At 69.2% G+C, this 20,491-nt stretch carries 15 protein-coding genes; 3 read left to right on the top strand and 12 right to left on the bottom strand.

What is annotated here, in order from left to right; translation table 11 throughout:
* The first annotated feature begins 178 nt into the window (after positions 1-178).
* Entirely contained in the window at positions 179-1,027 is an 849-nt protein-coding gene (locus ACV22V_RS20820) for an AraC family transcriptional regulator (protein ID WP_059700272.1), read from the top strand.
* 99 nt (positions 1,028-1,126) lie between these two features.
* Here ACV22V_RS20820 and ACV22V_RS20815 read toward each other — a convergent pair whose 3' ends face one another.
* The 7 genes from ACV22V_RS20815 to ACV22V_RS20785 form a co-directional block, all read right to left on the bottom strand.
* Positions 1,127-1,732, bottom strand: a complete 606-nt coding sequence (locus tag ACV22V_RS20815; RefSeq protein WP_448015386.1) for a LysE family translocator — start codon at positions 1,730-1,732, stop codon at positions 1,127-1,129.
* 94 nt (positions 1,733-1,826) lie between these two features.
* On the bottom strand, positions 1,827-3,284 hold the full coding sequence (locus ACV22V_RS20810; RefSeq protein WP_448015384.1) for a heavy metal sensor histidine kinase: 1,458 nt from the start codon (positions 3,282-3,284) through the stop codon (positions 1,827-1,829).
* Positions 3,281-3,976 carry a heavy metal response regulator transcription factor gene (locus tag ACV22V_RS20805; protein WP_059450219.1) on the bottom strand — a complete coding sequence of 232 codons (696 nt, stop codon included), beginning with the start codon at positions 3,974-3,976 and terminating at the stop codon, positions 3,281-3,283. The genes ACV22V_RS20810 and ACV22V_RS20805 overlap by 4 nt, the downstream gene beginning before the upstream one ends.
* Before the next feature lie 21 nt (positions 3,977-3,997).
* Positions 3,998-5,503 carry an efflux transporter outer membrane subunit gene (locus ACV22V_RS20800; RefSeq protein WP_448015491.1) on the bottom strand — a complete coding sequence of 502 codons (1,506 nt, stop codon included), beginning with the start codon at positions 5,501-5,503 and terminating at the stop codon, positions 3,998-4,000.
* Between the two features lie 5 nt (positions 5,504-5,508).
* Positions 5,509-6,741, bottom strand: coding sequence for an efflux RND transporter periplasmic adaptor subunit (locus ACV22V_RS20795; RefSeq protein WP_448015382.1), 1,233 nt, complete (start codon positions 6,739-6,741; stop codon positions 5,509-5,511).
* 33 nt (positions 6,742-6,774) lie between these two features.
* Positions 6,775-9,942 (bottom strand): efflux RND transporter permease subunit, encoded by a 3,168-nt coding sequence (locus ACV22V_RS20790; protein ID WP_448015380.1) that lies wholly within the window; start codon positions 9,940-9,942, stop codon positions 6,775-6,777.
* Positions 9,943-10,170: 228 nt separating this feature from the next.
* On the bottom strand, positions 10,171-10,938 hold the full coding sequence (locus ACV22V_RS20785) for a Crp/Fnr family transcriptional regulator (protein WP_448015378.1): 768 nt from the start codon (positions 10,936-10,938) through the stop codon (positions 10,171-10,173).
* Between the two features lie 168 nt (positions 10,939-11,106).
* Here ACV22V_RS20785 and ACV22V_RS20780 point away from each other — a divergent pair, with 168 nt between their 5' ends.
* Positions 11,107-12,759, top strand: coding sequence for an acyl-CoA synthetase (locus tag ACV22V_RS20780; RefSeq protein ID WP_448015376.1), 1,653 nt, complete (start codon positions 11,107-11,109; stop codon positions 12,757-12,759).
* Positions 12,760-12,798: 39 nt separating this feature from the next.
* On the opposite strand, the gene ACV22V_RS20775 is transcribed toward ACV22V_RS20780, so the two are convergent.
* From ACV22V_RS20775 to ACV22V_RS20760, 4 genes are all read right to left on the bottom strand, one after another.
* Positions 12,799-14,781, bottom strand: coding sequence for a methyl-accepting chemotaxis protein (locus tag ACV22V_RS20775; protein WP_448015375.1), 1,983 nt, complete (start codon positions 14,779-14,781; stop codon positions 12,799-12,801).
* Positions 14,782-14,920: 139 nt separating this feature from the next.
* On the bottom strand, positions 14,921-15,352 hold the full coding sequence (locus ACV22V_RS20770) for a YqaA family protein (RefSeq protein WP_059525300.1): 432 nt from the start codon (positions 15,350-15,352) through the stop codon (positions 14,921-14,923).
* Between the two features lie 37 nt (positions 15,353-15,389).
* Positions 15,390-16,565, bottom strand: coding sequence for a voltage-gated potassium channel protein (kch, locus tag ACV22V_RS20765; protein ID WP_059690013.1), 1,176 nt, complete (start codon positions 16,563-16,565; stop codon positions 15,390-15,392).
* Between the two features lie 124 nt (positions 16,566-16,689).
* Complete coding sequence (locus tag ACV22V_RS20760) at positions 16,690-17,331, bottom strand: LysE family translocator (RefSeq protein WP_448015374.1); 642 nt, start codon at positions 17,329-17,331, stop codon at positions 16,690-16,692.
* Between the two features lie 285 nt (positions 17,332-17,616).
* On the opposite strand from ACV22V_RS20760, the gene ACV22V_RS20755 reads away from it, so the two are divergent.
* Positions 17,617-18,099, top strand: a complete 483-nt coding sequence (locus ACV22V_RS20755; RefSeq protein WP_006755380.1) for an Lrp/AsnC family transcriptional regulator — start codon at positions 17,617-17,619, stop codon at positions 18,097-18,099.
* A gap of 644 nt (positions 18,100-18,743) precedes the next feature.
* Here the strand turns inward: ACV22V_RS20755 and ACV22V_RS20750 are convergent.
* The gene (locus tag ACV22V_RS20750; RefSeq protein ID WP_448015372.1) at positions 18,744-20,396 is read right to left on the bottom strand and encodes an IclR family transcriptional regulator; all 1,653 of its coding nucleotides are present in this window, start codon (positions 20,394-20,396) and stop codon (positions 18,744-18,746) included.
* Positions 20,397-20,491: the final 95 nt, after the last annotated feature.

Here is a 20,491-nt window from a genome sequence, read left to right as displayed (position 1 = left end):
CGCGCAGATCGAAGTGCAGAGTTACCGGTTGGAAGAGGGAAACGGAACCCGCCGCGTCTGCCGCGGCGGCCGAAATCAAAGCTTAGGCGATCCGGCCGCGAAGCGTCGGTTCGCGGTTGCATCGCGCCGCGCAGTCTTGTACGGTGTGCGTTCGCCATCCGATCCGGGAGCCCGTCGCGTGAGCCGTTCCGCCACCCCCCTCGCCGTGCCGTCGCCGTTCTGGCGCGACGCCGCGCTGCCGTTCATCGAGGCGCGCACCGTCGACGACGGCCGGACGATCTGCTACGCGAAACACACGCACGACACGTTTTCGCTCGGCGCGATCGTCGGCGGCACGAGCACTTACCTGAACGGCGCGACGAAGGAACACGTCGGGCGCGGCGTGCTCGTGATCATCGATCCGGAGCAGGTGCATGCGTGCAATCCGTATGGCCCCGACGCATGGGCGTACCGGATGGTCTATGTCGACGTGCCTTGGCTCGCGCGGCTGCAGCATGCGCTCGGGCGCGACCCGAACAGCGATTTTCGCGGCTTTTCGCCGAAGTTGACGGAGCGGCGCGACCTGTTCGCGCAGTTCGGCGGCTTTTACCGCACGCTCGTGGCACCCGGTGTCGATCCGCTCGGCAAGGAAAGCGCGGCGGTCGAATTCTTCACGCGGCTGCACGGCGCGCTCGATCGCGAACTGCCCGTCGATACGCGGCGCGGGACCGACAACGCGAAGCTCGCGCGCGCGGCCGACTACATCGCCGCGCATTGCCGTCAGGCCGTCACCCTCGATGCGATCTGCGCGGCCGCCGACCTGTCGCCGTCCTACCTGATCCGCGCGTTCAACGCCCGCTACGGGATGACGCCGCATGCGTTCCTGGTCGACCGTCGCGTGCAGTACGGCCGCGCGGAACTGCGCCGCGGCCGGCCGATTGCCGAGGTCGCGCTCGATGCGGGCTTTGCGGACCAGGCGCATTTCCAGCGCGCGTTCCGGCGCATCGCGGCCGCCACGCCGGGCCAATATCGAAGCGCCGCGAACTGAGCGGGGAAAGGGCCGGCCCATGCCGGCACCGCAGCGGCCGGCGACGGCTCGCCGCCCGCTGCCCGCCGCCCGCAGCAACACGCGTTCGAAGCGACGACGCTAGACGTCGAGCAGATAAAGGGCGCTGCCCGCGAGCAGCAGCGCCATCGCGCGGTTGAACAGTCGCATCCGCCGCGCGTTCGCGAGCCAGTGCCGCAGCGACGCACCTGCATACCCCCAGCACGAGATCGACGCGAAGCAGATCACCAGATACAGCGCCGCGAATTGCCACACCTGCGCGCGACCGCCATCGGCCGCATACGCGCCCATCGCGGCCACGCATGCAAGCCACGCCTTCGGATTCAGCCATTGCATCGCCGCGCCGGCCGCCGCCGACGGGCCGGCGACGTTTGGCGCGTCCGGACCGGCCGGATCGGTCGACAGCCGGCCGTCGTCGAGCGCGAGCCGCAGCGCGAGGTAAAGCAGGAACGCGATCCCCGACCATTGGGTGGCCGTGGTCAGCATCGGCCAGCGCGCGAGCGCCGCGTGCAGCCCGAGGCCGATCAGCAGAAACAGCGCGACGAAGCCGAGCGTCGCGCCGGCCGCATAGCGCAGGCTCGCGCCGAGGCCGTGGCGCGCGCCCGCGCCGAGCGCGACGATATTGACGGGACCGGGCGTGATCGACGACGCCAGCGCGAACGCGGCCATCGAAACCAGCATGCTCATCATGTGTCTCCATGCGAATGTGAAAGTCGCATCGAGACTAAAGAAGCCGCGCGTGTCCGTATTGAAGAAAACTGCCCTGGGCGGCGCGGTGCCGTCAGTGCATCGCGCGCGGCGCGTGCGTCGGTCGCAGCGCGTGCGGGTCGCCCGCGTCGCCCGCGTCGGCTGAGCGTATCGGGCCGACGCTGCACGCCTGCGTCGACACCGAGAAGCCGAACGTATTGACGCCGCCCGAGCACGCGACGAACACGCTGCCGCCGTGCATCTCCGCGACGGCCTTGACGATCGACAGCCCGAGCCCGTGGTTCTCCTTGCTGTTCGCGCGCGCTTCCTCGAGCCGGTAGAAGCGCTCGAACACGTGCGAGCGCTGCACGGGGTCGATCGGCTCGCCGGGGTTGGCGACCGACACGTCGACGAGCGTGTCGCGCGGCGTGATCGTCACGTTCAGCGTCGCCCCGGGCGCCGAATGCTGGATCGCGTTGATCAGCAGGTTGGTCATCGCGCGGCGGAACAGCGACGGGTCGACGGCCGCGCGCGCATCGCCGTGCAGTTCGGCGCGCAACTGCGCCTCGTCCAGCGGAATCTCGAGGAAGTCGAGCATGCGCCGCACTTCGTCGGCGAGCGACACGTGCTTCAGGTCGGTCGCGCGCTCGCCGCGATCGCTGCGCGACAGGAACAGCATGTCGTTGATGATCACGCGCAGACGCTCGAACTCCTCGAGGTTCGACTGCAACGTCTGGCGCATCCGGTCGACCGAGCGGTCGCGGCTCGTCAGCGCGACCTGGGTCTGGCCGATCAAAATGCTGATCGGCGTGCGCAGCTCGTGCGCGACGTCCGCGTTGAAGGCCTCGAGCCGCGCATAGGTCTGCTGGATGCGCTCGAGCGCGCCGTTGAACGACGCGGCCAGATCGCGCAGCTCGGTCGGCAACGCGTCGGTGTGCAGCCGCTGGCGGCGGTCGGTGGCGTTGATCGCCGCAGCGTCCTGCGACAGCCGTTCGAGCGGCGCGAGCCCGAAGCGCGCGACCGCGCGGCTCAGCAGCAGCGTGACGACGGTGGCGATCGCGATCAGCGCGGCGAGCGTCCACACGAAACGGCGCAGCATCCGCTGCGTGCGCTCGCACGACGACGCGACGATCAGCTTCAGGTCGGGGCGCTCGCCGCTGCCCGCGATCGGGACGGTCTTCGTCATCACGTCGTAGCTGCTGTGGTTGAGCGCGTATTGCTGGAACGCACCGAACGGCTTGCCGACGGGCACGCCGTCGACCGGATGACCGAAGCGGAAGTTGGCGTCGGGGCTGTCGATCTGGTAACGCGTCGACCCGTCGGGCGGTTCGAGATCGGCGAGCTTTTCCTGCATCAGGCGGCCGCGCGCGGCGGTGGTCGCGTGCGACACGATCATCTGCGCGACCTTCGCGCGCGTGTCGATCGTCGCGCGCAGTTCGGCAAACAGCTGGCGCTCCATCATCACGAACAGCCCGCAGCCGACCAGCGTGAACACGAGCAGCGACACGATGCCGAACATCGCCGACAGACGCAGGGTGATCGAGCGTTTCATGCGTGCCTCTCGCTGTCGGCGTCCTCGCGCGCTTCGAGCACGTAGCCCATGCCGCGGATCGTGTGCAGCAGCTTCTCCGCGAACGGGCCGTCGAGCTTCGCGCGCAGGCGCTTGATCGCCGTCTCGACGACGTTCGCGTTGCTGTCGAAGTTCACGTCCCACACGAGTTCGGCGATCGTCGTCTTCGACAGCACCTCGCCGCTGCGCCGCGCGAGCACGCCGAGCAGCTGGAATTCCTGCGCGGTCAGGTCGAGGCGCGTGCCGTCGCGGGACGCGCGCCGGCCGATCAGGTCGACGCGCAGGTCGCCGATCGAGATCAGCGTCGATTCCTGCACGCGCGCGCGGCGCGTGAGCGCGCGCAGCCGCTCGATCAGTTCGAGGAACGAGAAGGGCTTGGTCAGATAGTCGTCGGCGCCGCCGCGCAGCCCGCGCACGCGATCGTCGACGCGGTCGCGCGCGGTCAGCATGATCACGGGCGTCTGCTTCTGCGCGCGCAATGCGCGCAGCACGCCGAAGCCGTCGAGCTTCGGCAGCATCACGTCGAGCACGACCACGTCGTATTCGAATTCGACGGCCTTCCACGCGCCGTCCTCGCCGTCCAGCGCGGTATCGACGACCCAGCCTTCCTCGGTCAGGCCGCTCTTCAGGTATTCGACGACTTTCGGTTCGTCTTCGACGATCAGGACCTTCATGGGTGTGTCCTTGTAACCGGGTTAGGGGCCGACGCTCGCGGCGGGCTGGAGGGTTGCCGCCGCGACGTCGGTCGGCGTGGCGCCGCCTGTCGCGCCGCCGTCCCAGCCGCCGCCGAGCGCCTTCGCGAGAAACACGACGAGCGCCGCACGCTGGCCCTGGATCTGCACGGCCTGACGCTCGCTCGTCAGCAACTGCTGCTGGGCCGTCAGCACGTCGATGAACGGCGTGAGGCCGCCGGCATAACGGTCCTGCGCGAGCGACACGAGCTTGCGCGCGTCGTCGACGGCCGCCGACGCCTGCTGCGCGGCTTCGGCCAGCACCGCCAGGCCCGTCACCGCATTCTGCACCTCCTGGAACGCGGTGAGCACGGTTTGCCGGTAACTGGCCTGCGCGGCCACGTAGCCGGCCTGCGCGAAATCGACGCCGGCCTTCAGCTTGCCGCCTTCGAACAGCGGCAGGCTGACCGACGCGCCGATCGACCACAGCAGCGCCGGCACGGTGAACAGCCCGGAGAAGCGCGTCGCGTCCCAGCCGATGTCCGGCGACAGCGCGATGCGCGGGAAGTACGCGGCGCGCGCGACGCCGATCTGCGCGTTCGCGGCGGCCATCGCGCGCTCGGCCGACGCGACGTCCGGGCGCCGCTGCAGCAGGTCGCTCGGCATCCCGGTCGGCAGCGCGGGCGCGTTGATCGGCACCACGCGCGGCGGCAGCGAGAATTCGGGGGCCGGCGTGCCGACCAGCGTCGCGATCGCGGTCTCGACCTGCGCGCGCTGCTGGATCAGCAGCTGCGCCTGCGTGCGCGTCGCGTCGAGCTGCGCGCGTTGCTGCAGCAGGTCGAGGCCGGACACCGCGCCGAGGTCGTGGCGCGCGCTCACGTAGTCGAGCGCCTTCTGCTGCAGGTCGATCGAGCGCTTGACGACGTCGATCTCGCTGTCGAGCTCGCGCAGCGCGAAGTAGCTCGACGCGAGATCGGCGGTCAGCACGAGGCGCGCGTTCGCGAAATCGTCGCGCGCCTGCTCGGAGCTGGCCTGCGCGGATTCGACGCTGCGCCGCACGCGGCCGAACAGGTCGAGTTCGTAGCTGACGCTTGCGGCGACCTGGATGTCGTTCTGCACGGTCGACATGCTGCGCGTCGCGTAGTTGGTCTGCGGCCGGTCGGCGGAGATCTTGAAGCGCTGGCCGCTCGCGTTCAGGCCGACGGCCGGATACTGCGCGGACGCGACCGACGCGAGCGTCGCCTTCGCCTGGTCGTAGCGTGCGGCGACGGCCTTCAGGTTCTGGTTGTTGCGCAACGCGTCGGCTTCAAGCGTGTCCAGCTGCGCGTCGCCGAAGGCGGTCCACCAGGCCGGATCGAGCGGCGCACGGGCGGGCGCGGCCGGGTGCCAGTACGCGTCGGCCGGGTCGAGCCGCCACGCGGCCGGCGTCTCGACGGCGGGGCGCCGGTAGTCGGGGCCGACCGTGCAGCCGGCAAGGGCCGCGACCGCGATGGCGGCCAGGACCGCGGCGGGGCGCAGGCGGGCGCGCATCGCGCTCACGACTTCGCTCCCGCGGCGGCGGACGCCGGCTTCACGGCCGGCGGCGCCTGCACGATGACGGTGTCGCCGTTCGAGAGCGCATCGCTCGGGTTCGCGACGAGGCGGTCGTTCGGCGTGAGCGGGCCGTCGACTTCGAGCGTCTGCCCGATCGTGCGCGCGATCGTCACCGCCTTCAGGTGCACCTGACCGTTCGCGTCGACGGCTGCGACGGTCGGCCCTTCGGCGCGGAACAGCAGCGTGTTGGCCGGAATCTGCAGGCGGCCGACCGGTGTCATCGGCAGCGTCGCCTGCACATACGAGCCGGGGAGCAGCCGTCCGTCCGGGTTCGGCAGCGTGATCTCGATCTGCAGCGAGCGCGTCGCGACGTCGATCGCCTGGGACGTGCGCGTGATCGTGCCGTCGAAGGTCTGGCCGGGCAGCTCGGCCTGCGCGACGCTCACGTGCTGGCCGACCTTCACCTGCTGCGCGTACGCCTGCGGCACCTGCACGTACAGGCGCAACTGGTCGGCCTGCACGACCGTGAACAGCGAGCGGCCCGCGTTGCCGGAATTGACGAGGTCGCCGACGTCGACGTTGCGCTGCGTGACGATCCCGTCGATCGGCGCGACGATGCGCTGGAAGCCCTTCAGTTCGGTGAGCCGGCGCATGTTCGCATCGGCCGCGGCGAGGTTCGCGCTGCCCTGGTTGAACGCGCCTTGCCGGTCGTCGAGCTCCTGCTGCGACACCGCATCGCGCTGGCGCAGTTGCTGCGCGCGGTCGAACGACGTCTTCGCGAGCGCGAGCGCGGCCTGCGCCTGCTGACGCTGCGCGGTGGCCTGCGCGAGTTCCTGGTTGAGCTCGGGCGTGTCGAGCTCGGCGAGCAGTTGCCCCTGCTTCACGTGCGCGCCGATGTCGGCCTGCCAGCGCAGCACGTAGCCGCTCGCGCGCGCATAGATCGGCGCCTCGACGAAGCCGCGCAGCGTGCCGGGCAGCGTCAGCTTGCCGCCGGTGGCCGCATCGACCGGATGCACGACGTTCACGTACTGGCGCGTGTTCTGCTCGGCCACCGCGTCGAGCCGGTTGCGGTTCAGCACGTTGACGACGATCGTGCGCGCGGCGCCCGCGGCCAGCAGCACGCCGACCACGATCAGCACGACCCGCCCGCGCCGCGACACCGACGTGCGCGTCGGCAGATGCATGCCGTGTTCGTCCACCTGGATGCCGACGGAGCTGTGATGTTTCTCTTCCATGAATTGACCGGGTCTAAAGGCTAGGGGCGAAAGTCAGTGTCCGGCCTGGCGCGCGCGCCGGCGGGCCAGCCGCGAATGCACGCCGCCGAACACGAGCGGCACGAACAGCAGCGTCGAAACGGTGGCGAACAGCAGGCCGCCGATCACCGCGCGGCCGAGCGGCGCGTTCTGCTCGGCGCCTTCGCCGAGACCGAGCGCCATCGGCACCATCCCGATGATCATCGCGAGCGCCGTCATCAGCACCGGGCGGATCCGCGTCGCGCCGGCCTCGAGCGCGGCCGTGAGCGGCGGCGCGCCGGCGGCGAGGCGCTGGCGCGCGAACGACACGACCAGGATGCTGTTCGCGGTTGCGACGCCCACCGTCATGATCGCGCCCGTCAGCGCGGGCACGCTCAGGTGCGTGCCGGTGATGAACAGCATCCACGCGATGCCGGCGAGCGCGGCCGGCATCGCGCTGATGATGATCAGCGGATCGAGCCACGACTGGAAGTTCACGACGATCAGCAGGTAGACGAGCACGATCGCCATCGCGACGCCCGCGCCGAGACCGATGTACGACGTGCGCATCGTCTCGACCTGGCCGCGCACCGTGAGGTCGGTGCCGCGCGGCAGCGTCGCGCGCGCGTCGGACACGATCCGGTCGATCGCGCCCGCGACCGAGCCGAGGTCGCGGCCCTCGACGCTCACGTACAGGTCGATCGCCGGGCGGATGTTGTAATGCGTGATCACGGCCGGGTTCGAGACGGGGTGGATCTGCACGAGGTTGCCGAGCAGTTGCAGCGGCATGCCCGTGCGCCCGCTCGCGGAAATCGGCGTGCCGAGCAGGTCGTCGATCGACGCGATGTTGTATTGCGGGGTCTGGATCTGCAGCGGGTACTGGACGCCGGTGCGCGGGTTGATCCAGAACGACGGGGTCGTCTGGGAACTGCCGGACAGCGAGATCAGCATGTTCTGCGCGACGTTCTGCGCGGAGAGGCTGAGCTGCTGCATGCGCGTACGGTCCATGTCGGCCACCAGGGTCGGTTCGTCGTTGCGCTGCAGGACGTGCACATCGACGGTGCCGGGGATTTGCCTGATCTTTTTCATCAGGCTGCTCGCGATAGCCATGTTACTCGCGAGATCGTTGCCGAGCACCTGCACGTCGATTGCGGCCGGCTGACCGAAGTTGAGGATCTGCGTGATGATGTCCGACGGCTGGAAGAAGAACTCGACGCCGGGGAAGCGCTGCGGCAGCAGCGTGCGCAGCGTCTGCACGTAGTGCTGGGTCGAGCGGTGGCCCGGCTTCAGCGCGATCATCAGTTCGCCGTCGAGCGTGCCGATCGTGCCGCTGTTGCTGTACGACAGGTTGATGCCGCTCACCGGCAGCCCGAGGTTGTCGACGATCGCGCCGAGTTCGTCGGGCGGCACGACTTCGCGGATCGCGCGCTCGACCTGGTCGGCGAGGCGCGCGGTTTCCTCGATCCGGTAGCCGGTCGGTGCGCGCATGTGCAGCCGGATGTTGCCGGAATCGGCGTTCGGGAAGAAGTCGCGGCCGAGCACGAACACGAGGCCGGTCGACAGCACGCAGAAGCCGAGGAAGCACGTCGCGTAGAAGCGGCGGCGCACCAGCAGGATGCTGAGCAGCACGATGTACCACGCGCGCAGCCGCTCGAACGCGGCGTTGAACGCGTGATGGAGCCGCGCGAAACGCGACGTCGCGTGCTCGGGGCCGGTGCCGGCCTGCTGCGGGCGGAACAGCAGCATCGCCAGCGTCGGCACGAGCGTGCGCGACAGCACGTACGATGCGAGCATCGCGAACACCACGGCTTCGGCGAGCGGCACGAACAGGAAGCGCGCGACGCCCGTCAGGAAGAACATCGGCACGAACACGATGCAGATGCACAGCGTCGACACGAACGCGGGCACCGCGATCTCGCCCGCGCCTTCGAGAATCGCGTCGTGCAGGTTGGTGCCGAGATGCAGGTGCCGCTCGATGTTCTCGATGGTGACGGTCGCGTCGTCGACCAGGATCCCCACCGCGAGCGCGAGCCCGCCGAGCGTCATGATGTTGATGGTCTCGCCGAGCGCGGCCAGCGCGATCAGCGACGTGAAGATCGACAGCGGAATCGAGATCGCGATGATCAGCGTGCTGCGCCAGTTGCCGAGGAACAGCAGGATCATCATCGCGGTCAGCACGGCGGCGATCAGCGCCTCGTGGATCACGCCCTGCACGGCGGCGTTGACGAACACCGACTGGTCGAACAGCGGCGTGATCGTGAGCCCTTCGGGCAGCGTCGGGATCACCTTCGGCAGCAGCGCCTTCAGGTCCGACACGACCTTCAGCGTCGACGCGTCGCCGGTCTTCAGGATCGACATCAGCACGCCGCGCTGGCCGTTCTGGCGCACGACGTTGGTCTGCGGCGCGAAGCCGTCGCGCACCGACGCGACTTCGCGCAGGTAGGTCGTCGCGCCGTTGACGGTCTGCACCGGCAGGCCGTTGATATCGGCGACCGTGTCGGCCGATGCGTTCGTGTCGATCCGGTATTCGGTCTGACCCATCTTCGCGGTGCCGGTCGGCAGCACGAGGTTCTGCGCGTTGACCGCGTTGACGATGTCGGCGGGCGTGAGGCCCTTCGCGAGCAACGCCTGCGGGTCGAGGTCGATCGCGACCACGCGCGTGCGGCCGCCGTACGGAAACGGAATCTGCGCGCCCGGGATCGTGATCAGTTGCGGACGCAGGAAGTTGAGCGCGATGTCGGCGAGCGACTGTTCGCTGAGCGTCTTGCTGGACAGCCCGAGCTGGATCACCGGGATGCTCGACGCGGAATAGGTGATCACGAGCGGCGGCGTCGCGCCCTGCGGCATCTGCCGCACGATCGCCTGCGCGGAGGAGACCGTCTGCGCGATCGCGGTCTGCACGTTCGCGCCGGGCTGCAGGAACACCTTCACGACCGCGATGCCTGGCAGCGAGGTCGACTCGATGTGCTGGATGTTGTTGACGGTCGTCGTCAGGATCCGTTCATGGACGGCCGTGATCCGGTTGGTCATCTCCTTCGCGGAGAAGCCGGTGTAATTCCAGATCACGCTGATGACGGGAATGTTGACCGCCGGCAGGACGTCGACAGGCGTGCGCATCAGCGCAAGCGGGGTGGCCAGCACGATCATGATGGCCATCACGATGAACGTGTAGGGGCGCCTGAGCGCGAGATTGACGATCCACATGGAGGCAGCGGGACAGGCGGTGATCAGGCGTCGGTGAAGGGAACCCGAATGATAGGCGTCGGGGCGGAGCGGGTCACTGGCGCGAAACTGGCGGAATTGTCAGGTTGGGGCGGGGCGGCACAAGGTCGATTCATCGGATGAAAGGCGCGCGGACGCAGGCGCGCGGACACCGCCGCCGGACCGCACGCGCATGCCGTATCGGCGGCGCTTCCGCGCATCGGACGCCGCTCAGATCTGTTCCATCCCGACCCGCGCGAGCGCGGCCAGATCGACGACCTCGATCTGGTTGTACGCGAGCCGCAGCACGCCGAGTTTCTCGAGCTGCTGCAACGCCTGGTTGATCCGCTGCCGCGACACGCCGACGAGCATCCCCAGTTCCTCCTGCGAGATCGCGAGCGACGGGCCGGTGTCCGGGTACAGCGCGGGGTTGAACAGCTGCGCGAGCGCCTGCGCGACGCGCGCGTCGACATCGAGCAGCCGGCTGTTCTGGATCGACGCGATGAATTCGCCCATCCGGTTGTTCAACTGATGGATCACGAAGCGCGTGAACGGCAGGCTCGTGTCGAGCAGCGCATGGAACGTGTCGACCGGGACGAACAGCACGATCGAGCGCTGGACGGCGACGACTTCGTATTTGCGCAGCTCGCGCTTGATCACGCTGCCTTCGCCGAACCAGCCGCCCGACGGCACGCCGGAAAACGTGCAGCCGCGGCCCGATGCGTTGAAGATCGCCAGCTTCAGCAATCCGCGATGCACGCCGATCCAGTATTCGGACGGCGCGAGCCGCTGCGCGATCACGTCGCCGGCTTCGTGCCGTTCCGCATGGGACTGCGCGAGCACGAGCGCCTGGTGTTCCGGCGCCAGCGCGCGGAACCACGCGCACTGGCCGAACAGCACGGACAGGGGCGGCAACGGGCCCGGTTCGAGCGGTGGGTTGGCCGGCGAGTGGTCCGGCGTAGCGGCCGCGTCGGGCGGCGCAACGGAGTGGTCGTGCATGGGTGCGGGTTTGCGAGGATAGGGATAACGCGCAGCGTTCGTCGGGCACTCTGTCGTTTCGATGACAGACGGCTCACAATAGCGCCCGTTAGGCTATCGGCAATTGAACCACATCAAAACCGATCGGGGTGCCTGCACGCCGGCCGGCAGAAAACGGGAGACAGGATCATGACGCAGATGTTCGAGGCCGGACTCGGCCGCCGCGACGCCAACTACGTGCCGCTCACGCCGATCGACTTTCTGGTTCGCGCGGCCGAAGTCTACGGCGAGCGCCTCGCGATCGTGCACGGCGACGTGCGGCGCACCTGGGGCGAGACCTACAAGCGGTCGAAGCAGCTCGCGAGCGCGCTCGCGCGGGCCGGCGTCGCGCGCGGCGAGACGGTCGCGGCGCTGCTGCCGAACATCCCGGCGATGGTCGAGGCGCACTTCGGCGTGCCCATGGCCGGCGCCGTGCTCAACACGATCAATACGCGGCTCGATATTTCGTCGGTGCTGTTCATGCTGCGTCACGGCGAAGCGAAGGTGCTGATCGTCGATACCGAATACGCGGAGCTCGCGCATCGCGCGGCGCTCGAAGTGCCGGGCCTGAAGATCGTCAGCGTCGCCGACGCGATGCCGGCCGACCCCGCGCGCTTCGCGGGCGCGACCGACTACGAGGCGTTCGTCGCGGGCGGCGACCCGGACTACGCGTGGACACAGCCCGCCGACGAGTGGGAGGCGATCGCGCTGAACTACACGTCCGGCACGACCGGCGACCCGAAGGGCGTCGTCTATCACCATCGCGGCGCGTATCTCGCGGCGATCAGCAACATCCTCGAATGGGACATGCCGAAGCACGCCGTGTATCTGTGGACGCTGCCGATGTTCCACTGCAACGGCTGGTGCTTCCCGTGGGCCGTCGCGGCGCGCGCGGGCGTGAACGTCTGCCTGCGCAAGTTCGACGCGAAGACGGTGTTCGACCTGATCCGCCGCGAACGCATCACGCATTACTGCGGCGCGCCGATCGTGCAGAGCGCGATCGCGAATGCGCCGGCCGAGTTCCGCGCGGGCATCGATCATACGGTGCACGCGATGGTCGCCGGTGCCGCGCCCGCGCCGGCCGTGATCGCGAAGATGAAGGAGATCGGCTTCGACCTGCTGCACGTGTACGGACTGACCGAGGTCTACGGCCCGGCGACCGTATGCGCGAAGCAGGCGCACTGGGACGAACTGCCCGACGACGAGCGCGCGCGGCTCAATGCGCGGCAGGGCGTGCGCTATCAGCTGGAAGCGGGCGCGACGGTGCTCGACCCGGACACGATGGCGCCGGTGCCGGCCGACGGCGAGACGCTCGGCGAGATCATGTTCCGCGGCAACATCTGCATGAAGGGCTACCTGAAGAATCCGCACGCGACGGACGAGGCATTCCACGGCGGCTGGTTCCATACGGGCGATCTCGGCGTGCTGACGCCGGACGGCTATATCCGCATCAAGGATCGCCGCAAGGACATCATCATTTCCGGCGGCGAGAACATTTCGAGCATCGAGGTCGAGGATGCGCTGTACCGGCATCCGGCCGTCGAGGTCGCCGCGGTGGTCGCGATGCCCGACCCGAAATGGGGCGAGGTGCCGTGCGCGTTCGTCGAGCTGCGCAACGGCATGAGCGCGACCGAGGAGGAAATCATCGCGCACTGCCGGCAGTTGCTCGCGGGTTTCAAGGTGCCGAAGGTCGTGCGCTTCGGCGAGCTGCCGAAGACGTCGACCGGCAAGATCCAGAAATTCCAGCTGCGCAACGCGGTCGGGTCGGACAAGGCGATCGACCTGGCGGGGGACAAGAAGTAATCGACGCGACCGGGCGGTTGCCCGGTCGTTCGTCGTGCGTCACGCGTCGCGGGCCAGCCGGAACACGCTGACGGCTTCCGACAATTGCGCGGCCTGGTCGCGCAACGCGACGGCCGCGCGTTCGGCATCCGAGATCAGCGTCGCGTTCTGCTGCGTCGCCTCGCCGATCTGCGTGATGGCCTGGTTCACCTGCTCGATGCCGGTCGATTGCTCGCGCGACGCGGCGCTGATCTCGCCGATCAGCGTGCTGACCTGATCGACGCGCTGGACGATGTCGCGCATCGTGCCGCGCGCGGCGTCCGCGATCCGGTAGCCCTGTTCGACGGTCGTCGACGATTCGGCGCTCAGCGCGTCGATTTCCTTGACCGCGGCCGCGCTGCGCTGCGCGAGCGCGCGCACTTCGGCCGCGACCACCGCGAAGCCCCTGCCGTGCTCGCCCGCGCGCGCGGCCTCGACGGCAGCGTTCAGCGCCAGGATATTGGTCTGGAATGCGATGCCTTCGATCGTGCCGGTGATTTCGGCGATCCGGCGCGTCGCACGGCCGATGTCGTCCATCGTCGCGACCACGCGTTGCACCGCCGTGTCGCCGTCGGTCGCGGCGGCCGATGCGTCGGCGACCAGCGCGTTCGCCTGCGCCGCATGTTCGGCGTTCTGCTGCACGGCGGCCGTGATCTGCTCCATGCTGGCTGCCGTCTGTTCGACGCTGCTCGCCTGCGTCGCGATCCGCGCGGCGATGTCGCCGCTGCCGGCCGCGATGCCGACCGTGCCGCGCGCGATGTCGGACGAGCCGCTGCGCACCTGCGCGACGATCCGCGCGAGGCCGTCGCCGATTCCGTCGACCGCCTGCACGAGCCGGCCGATCTCGTCGTTGCCCGCCGCGCCGCGCGCGGCGGCGCCGTCGCGGATGCGGATGCTGAGGTCGCCGGCCGCGAAGCGTTCCGACGCACGCGCCGCCGCATCGAGCGGCCGGCTCACCACGCGCCGCACGACGACGAGGAACAACGCCGCGAACGCCGCGACAAGTACGGCCCCGATCATCAGGAAACGGTTGCGGACGGTGCGCATGCTCGCGAGCAGTTCGTCGTCGAGCGCGATGCCGCCGACCAGCCATTGCCACTGCGGAATCGTCGTGAACGATACGAATTTGGCGGTGGGCCCGGTGTCGTGCGCGGCCGGATCGGCCGACGTGTAAGCGAGCCGGCCCTGGCCGGCGGCGAGCATCTGCGTGTACGGCGCGCGCGCGTCGTCCGCGTGCTGGCCGGCCGCGTCGGGATGGACGACGAAGGTGCCGCGCGATGCACCCGGCGACGCGTCGAGCACGAAGTAATAGCCGTTTTCACCGATCTTCAGCGCCCGGATGCCGTCCTGCACGACTTGCAGCTCGGCACCGACGTCGAGGCCGACGAACAGCGCGCCGATCACGCGGCCCGTCGCGTCGGTGACCGGCTTGTACTGCGTGATGTACGGCCGGCCGAACAGTTTCGCGAGGCCCGTGTAGCTGCGTCCGGCGACGAGCGGCGCGTAGGCGGGGCCCGCGCGATCGAGGCGCGTGCCGACCGCGCGCGTGCCGTCCTGCTTCTTCAGCGACGTCGTGATGCGGACGAAATCGTCGCCGTCGCGCGCGAAGATCGTCGCGATCGCGCCGCTTTTCTTCAGGAACTGGTCGGGAATCGCGTAATCGAGGTCGAGCGGCTGGCCGCCCGCGGACAATGTCGGCGCGGCGACGCCGCCGATGTCGACGGTGCGGGCCGGGTCGAGCGCGAAATCGGCCGGCAGGAAACTGGCGAACAGCGCCATCGAGCGCGTGGCTTCGGCGGACAGCGCCTTGTCGAACATCTCGACCATCGCGCGGATCGACTGCTCCTTGTCCGCGATGCGCGCATGGGCCTCGTCGGCGAGTTGCTGGCCGGCGAAATGGGCGAGCGCCCATGCGAAGGCGGTAAACAGCAGCGCGACCAGCACGCATGCCAGCGCGGCCAGGCGCGCGCCGACGCTCGCCCGGCCCAGTTGGGTCAATCTCATACGAATCCTGAGTGGAGAGGGAGAGAGGCGGAACGCACGCGCCACCGCATACCGTAAGGAATACGGCAGGTTCGGCGAATTCTTTAGCGGTGCGAAGCCGCAAGGGGCGAGCAGGTTGGCCCCACGCGGGCGGGCGGCGTCAGTGCATCACGAGCCATGCGACGGCCAGATACCGCCCGACCTTCGCGATCGTCACGATCGCGAGGAAGGTCGGCAGCGGCTCGCGCAGCACGCCGGCGATCATCGTCAGCGGATCGCCGACCACCGGCGCCCAGCTCAGCAGCAGCGACCAGCGGCCGTAGCGCGCATACCAGCGCTCGGCGCGCGCGAGCGCGGCCGGCTTGACCGGGAACCAGCGGCGGTCGCGGAAGTGCTCGATGCCGCGGCCGAGCGCCCAGTTGACCGCCGAGCCCGCGACGTTGCCGACGCTCGCGACCAGCACCAGCGCCCACACGGGCTCGCGCCCGGCGAGCAGCAGACCGGCGAGCACGGCTTCGGACTGGAGCGGCAGCAGGGTCGCGGCGACCATCGACACGGCGAACAGGCCGCCGTAAGTGAGCAATTCGGACATCGCGCGATTGTACCGGCCGCACGCCGGCCGGCACCGGTCACGCGGCGGCGTCGGTGCCGAACAGCAGGTGCGAGATCACCGACTTGTCGACCGGTTCGTCGTTGAGCGTGCTGGCGAGCAGTTCGCCCGCGAGCTGCTGCGGCGAGAACACCATGTCCGGCTTCAGCAGGCGCAGCCGCTCGAGGTTGCGTTGCTGGTTCACGAGCGCGACGGTACGCACCGTCGACGCGATCTCGCGGATCGCGAGGATGATGAACGCATTCTCGGCATCGTCGGAGCGCAGCGCGAGCACCGCGCGGGCCGTGGCCGCGCCGGCGCTTTCCAGCACCGCGTGGTCGGTGGCGTCGCCGACGATCAGGTCGGTCGCGCCCGCATAGTTGTGCTCGACGCCGGCCGGCACGATGACGGTCACGGCGTAGCCGCGCTTGCGCAGCCCGTCGTGCACTGCATGCGCGACGGGCGTCGCGCCGACGATCAGGAAATGATGCTTGCGGATCACGTTCGAAATGCCTCCCTTGACGATCCGTTTCAGGCTGCCGCCGATCACCGGCCCGATGACCGCGCTGATCGACGTCGCGAACACCGTGATGCCGAGCACGATCACCGACGCGGTGAACAGGCGCGCGGTGGGTGCGTGCGGCACGATGTCGCCGTAGCCGACCGTCGACATCGACACGATCGAGAAGTAGACGGCCGTGGCGAGGTCGTGGACCGGCGGCGTGAATTCGTCGCCGAGATACAGCACGCCGAAGGTCGCGTAGATCAGCAGCGACACGATGCTGAGCAGCGCGAACAGGCTGCTCGCGGCGACGCTCGCGCGGTCGAAATGGCGCCAGTAGTAGATCAGCGTGACGGCGAGGACGGCCGTGTACACGAATACCGCGTTGCTGCGGTAGCCGCCGAGGATGCTGATCGCGGCGGCCGCGACCAGCAGAAGGATCGACAGCACCCACGCGACGCGGGCACGCAGCACGATGCCGATGGCCATCGTCGCGAGGCCGGCCGCGACGACGACCTGCGGCAGCACGACGAGGCCGGCATTGTCGACGAGGTTCAGCGCATCGGTGAGCCACGCATGATGCGCGCCGAGCTTCGCATGGGCGACGACGGGGCGGAGCACCATCAGTGCATCGAGCGCGAGGAGGAGAGCGAGATACCAGTGCAGGCCGATCGGCGCGAACAGGCGCCGCAGGCGGGTAGTGACGTGCTTCATGCAATCGCCCGGGCGAGCCGGGCATGTCCAACGAACCAGCCGCTACCCTAAAGCATTCGGCGATCGGCTGCTTTTTCGCGGGGCACGAGGGGGGCCCGGCACCCGCGCGTGCGGCCGCCCGGTCTCAGTTCCAGCCGGCCATGATCGCGCCCATGCCGACCAGCAGCCCGCCCGTCACGCGATTCATCGCGCGCATCCGCGCCGGACGCTGCAGCGCACGGCTCAGCCGGTGCGAGAAGAGCGCCATCGACGCGACGCCGCCGGCGAACAGCAGCGCGAAGGACGTCGCGAGCAGCAGGAACTGCGCGTTCAGGCTCCAGTCCGCGCTCGGAACGATGAACTGCGGAAAGAACGACGGAAAGAACAGCAGCGTCTTCGGATTCAGGCCGGAGGTGGCGACGCCGCGCCAGAACAGCGCGCGTTCGCTGTCGTCGGGTGTGGTGCTGCCGGGCGGGGCCGACGCGGTGGGCGCGGCGATCGGCGCGCGGCCGAGCCATTGTTTGCAGCCGAGCCACACGAGGTAGGCGGCGCCGGCCCAGCGCAGCACGTTCAGCGCGTGCTCGTCGAGACGGACCAGCGAATTCAGGCACAGCGCGGTCAGCGCGAGCTGCAGCAGCACGGCGAGCGTGCCGCCCCATACGCACGGCAGCGCGCGGCGCCAGCCGGTGCGCAATGCCTGGTTCATCGTGAGGAGGTTGACGGGGCCGGGGGCGTAGACGAGGACGGCGGACGCAGCGAGGAACGACAGATAAAGCCTGAACGACATGACGGGATGTGCGGAAAACGATGGATCAGGCGCCGGCCCGTGCAGCCGGATAGGCGCGCGGGAGGCGGGACACTGCATGCCTGCGTGTCCGGCGCCGCAACTCGTGATTGCGGCCGGGCGTCCCGGTGCGAAGGGGTTGTCGCGGGGAGCGTGCCGGACAACAGGCATGGAGAAAATGTATCAAGCGGGCCGGTTAAAAGGCTTCCTGTTTTCCAGCAAAACGCACCCGAAACCGGAATCCTGTTCAGATAGAATGCCGATTTTCAGTAGAAGATTCTTTCCATCATGGCTACCCGCGAACGCACGCCCAAAACCCTCGACAACCAGGACCGCAAGATCCTCGGTGCACTGCAAAAAAATGCGCGTCTGTCGAATGCCGAACTGGCCGAACAGATCGGCATGTCGACCACCGCATGCTGGAACCGCACGCGGCAGCTCGAGCTCGACGGTTACATCGACGGCTACGTCGCCCTGGTCAACCAGCGCATGCTCGGCTACGCGGACATCGTGATCCTCGAAGTCACGCTCGATCGCCACGAGGACGACGCGCTCGCGCGTTTCGGCGCCGAACTCGCGGCGCTGCCCGAAGTGCTCGAGGCCTACCTCGTGTCGGGCGAATACGACTACTGGATCAAGGTCGCCGTGGACGGCACGGCCGGCTACGAGCGCTTCTTGCGCGAGAAGCTGTACAGGATTTCGAGCATCCGCCACAGCCGCTCGATGTTCGCGCTGCGGTGCATGAAAGACGTGCCGTCGATTCAGGTGTGACGACAGGGGGAGACGGCACGCGGATCGTCGTGACGACGAGATTCGCGGGTGTGCCGAAGAGGAGCGGCAATCGGGCTGTCGCGTCGAGTGGGCGCGGCCCGGAGCCGGAAACAGGCGGGAAATGCCTGCGGGGCCGGAAAACGGATGAATCTTCCGTCGGCTTTTGCGGCGTTCATCCGCCACGCCGATGCCGGGCGCGGCGGCCTGACGGCGCGCGTCCCGGCAGGCGGGTCAGACGGATGATGTGACGCTGCGCTCAGCGCGGCAGGCGTGCGTGCGCTTCAGCGATGACTTCGCAGTTCTCGAGGTGCAGTGCCCATGCTTCTGCAAGCAGCTCGCCAACACGTGCGAGCCAGCCAGCGGATTGGGTGGAACGATCGGAGACATTAGACGTTTGCATGACGAAGCCCCATGTAGGTGGCGAGTTAGGGATAACCCTAATCATAGAGGAACGTCACCGCGCTGTGAAATGCGATTTCGTTATATGAGAATTACTGACAATTTCTGTTGCTGCTGCGCAACATGAATTGCACCGGCTTCCGCGTGGCGGACGGGCGTGACGAGGCCGTGGCGAGCACGGCCTTGCATTGACGGGCGGAAGGGGGAAGTCAGGCGCGGAGAAAGTGTGCGGCAGCGGGCGGTGCCTACTCGCCGATCCATCCGAAGCGCCACGACAGGCGGCGCGTCGCGGCGCGCAGCGCATGCGCGAGTTCGCTGTCCGGCCCGCGCGGGAAGCCGCGCGACGAGCCGATGATCGCGATCACGAGCCGGATGCTGCCGGTGTGATCGAACACGGGCGCGGCGATCGTCCCGATGCCCGGCACCGGCGCATCGAACGCGAAATCGAGCGCGTCCGCGCGGATCGTCGCGAGCCGCGCGCGGAGCGCGTCGTCGACCTGCGTCGCGCGGCCGGCGAGGCGTACCGGCTCGTCGGCCAGCAGGCCGGCCAGCACGTCGTCGGACATGCCCGCCGCGAAGATCCGCCCGATCGCGGTATTTACGAGCGACATCACGGTGCCGACCTGCAGGCTCACGTGCTGCGGCCGCGCGGATTCCTCGAGGCGGATCACGGTCGGCCCGAGCGGCCCGAGCGTCGCGGCGGCCACGCTCATGTCGGTCGCGGCCGCCAGCGCGACGATCTCGGTTTCCGCATCGCGCGTCGGCGACACGCGCTGCATCGCGATCAGGCCGAGCGCCTGGGCGAGCGGCCCGCCGCCGAAGCAGCCGGCGTCGTCGCGGCTCAGCAGGCCGATCTTCTGCAGGCTCACCAGATGCGGAAACGCCTTCGCGGCCGGCATACCGGCCGCCGTCGCGAGGTCGCGCAGCGGCAGCGCACGGCCCGCCGACACGAGCGCCAGCAGCAGTTCGCCCGTGCTGTCGAGCGCGTTGATGCCGCGCTGCGCTTTCGTATCGTCGGCGAGCGCGGGCGGCATGCGCTGCGTGGCCGGGGGCATGCCCGGCGCGACCGGCGGGGCATCGCGTCCCGCGCCGAGCGACGCGGTGGCTTGCCGCGCCGCATCGCGCAGCGCCGCGGCGATCGGGCCGTCCCAGCCGACATCGATCGATCCGGTCGAGCCGATCACCGTCAACGCGAGTTGCAGGCGTCCGTCCGCGTCCAGCACCGGCACGCACATCGCGCTGACGCCGGGGCTCGGCCGGTCCACGCCGCGCTCGATCCCGCGCGCGCGGATCGCGTCGAGTTCGGCCTGCCACGCGCCGGCGTCGGAGGTGGGCTGGACGCCTTCCGCGCCGGCGAGCGTGTCGCCGGCGCCGGCTTGGCTGGCCGCCATCGCGTCGAGCTGCGCGGGGTCGCCGAACGCGCGGAACACGCGGCCGGTCGCCGTCGTGTCGAGCGACATCACCGATCCGACGTGCAGGTTCACGTGCAGCGGATAGCCGCCGTGCTCGATGCGCACGATCGTGGGCCCGAGCACGCCCGGCACCGACAGCGCCACGCTCAGGCCGACCGCTTCCGCGAGCCGCGCCGCGTGCGGCAGCGCCGCGCGATAGGCCGGCTGGCGTTCGATCGACATCAGCCCGAGCCGCAGCGACAGCGGCCCCGGCTCGTAGTTGCCCGTGAGCGCGTCGCGTTTCACGAGCGCGAGCCGCGTCAGGCTGACGAGATAGGTGTGCGCCTGCGCGGTCGACAGCTCGGCCGCGGCCGCCAGCTCCGACAGCCCGAGCGGCTTGCGCCGGCGCGCGAGCGCGTCGAGCAGCCGGCCGCCGACCTCGACGCTCTGGATTCCGCGCTGCGCCTTGGGCGGCGCGTCGTCCGCGCTGACTTCGTGGTTCTGCACGCGATGATTCTTCCGTTGACGAAACCCCGCATGGTATCCGACGCCATTTGATGCGCCAGCCCGCAGGTTTACCCGCATTAGACAATAGCAAGTAC

It is taken from the genome of Burkholderia sp. AW33-5, assembly GCF_053427615.1.
Note: the sequence above shows the minus strand (reverse complement) of the source record. Positions and strands in the feature narration are given on the sequence as shown.

Coding starts and splice junctions, on each gene's coding strand:
- ACV22V_RS20815 (WP_448015386.1), bottom strand. CDS start 1,732: ATGAGCATGCTGGTTTCGATGGCCGCGTTCGCGCTGGCGTCGTCGATC.
- ACV22V_RS20810 (WP_448015384.1), bottom strand. CDS start 3,284: ATGAAACGCTCGATCACCCTGCGTCTGTCGGCGATGTTCGGCATCGTG.
- ACV22V_RS20805 (WP_059450219.1), bottom strand. CDS start 3,976: ATGAAGGTCCTGATCGTCGAAGACGAACCGAAAGTCGTCGAATACCTG.
- ACV22V_RS20800 (WP_448015491.1), bottom strand. CDS start 5,503: ATGCGCGCCCGCCTGCGCCCCGCCGCGGTCCTGGCCGCCATCGCGGTC.
- ACV22V_RS20795 (WP_448015382.1), bottom strand. CDS start 6,741: ATGGAAGAGAAACATCACAGCTCCGTCGGCATCCAGGTGGACGAACAC.
- ACV22V_RS20790 (WP_448015380.1), bottom strand. CDS start 9,942: ATGTGGATCGTCAATCTCGCGCTCAGGCGCCCCTACACGTTCATCGTG.
- ACV22V_RS20785 (WP_448015378.1), bottom strand. CDS start 10,938: ATGCACGACCACTCCGTTGCGCCGCCCGACGCGGCCGCTACGCCGGAC.
- ACV22V_RS20780 (WP_448015376.1), top strand. CDS start 11,107: ATGACGCAGATGTTCGAGGCCGGACTCGGCCGCCGCGACGCCAACTAC.
- ACV22V_RS20775 (WP_448015375.1), bottom strand. CDS start 14,781: ATGAGATTGACCCAACTGGGCCGGGCGAGCGTCGGCGCGCGCCTGGCC.
- ACV22V_RS20770 (WP_059525300.1), bottom strand. CDS start 15,352: ATGTCCGAATTGCTCACTTACGGCGGCCTGTTCGCCGTGTCGATGGTC.
- kch (WP_059690013.1), bottom strand. CDS start 16,565: ATGAAGCACGTCACTACCCGCCTGCGGCGCCTGTTCGCGCCGATCGGC.
- ACV22V_RS20760 (WP_448015374.1), bottom strand. CDS start 17,331: ATGTCGTTCAGGCTTTATCTGTCGTTCCTCGCTGCGTCCGCCGTCCTC.
- ACV22V_RS20755 (WP_006755380.1), top strand. CDS start 17,617: ATGGCTACCCGCGAACGCACGCCCAAAACCCTCGACAACCAGGACCGC.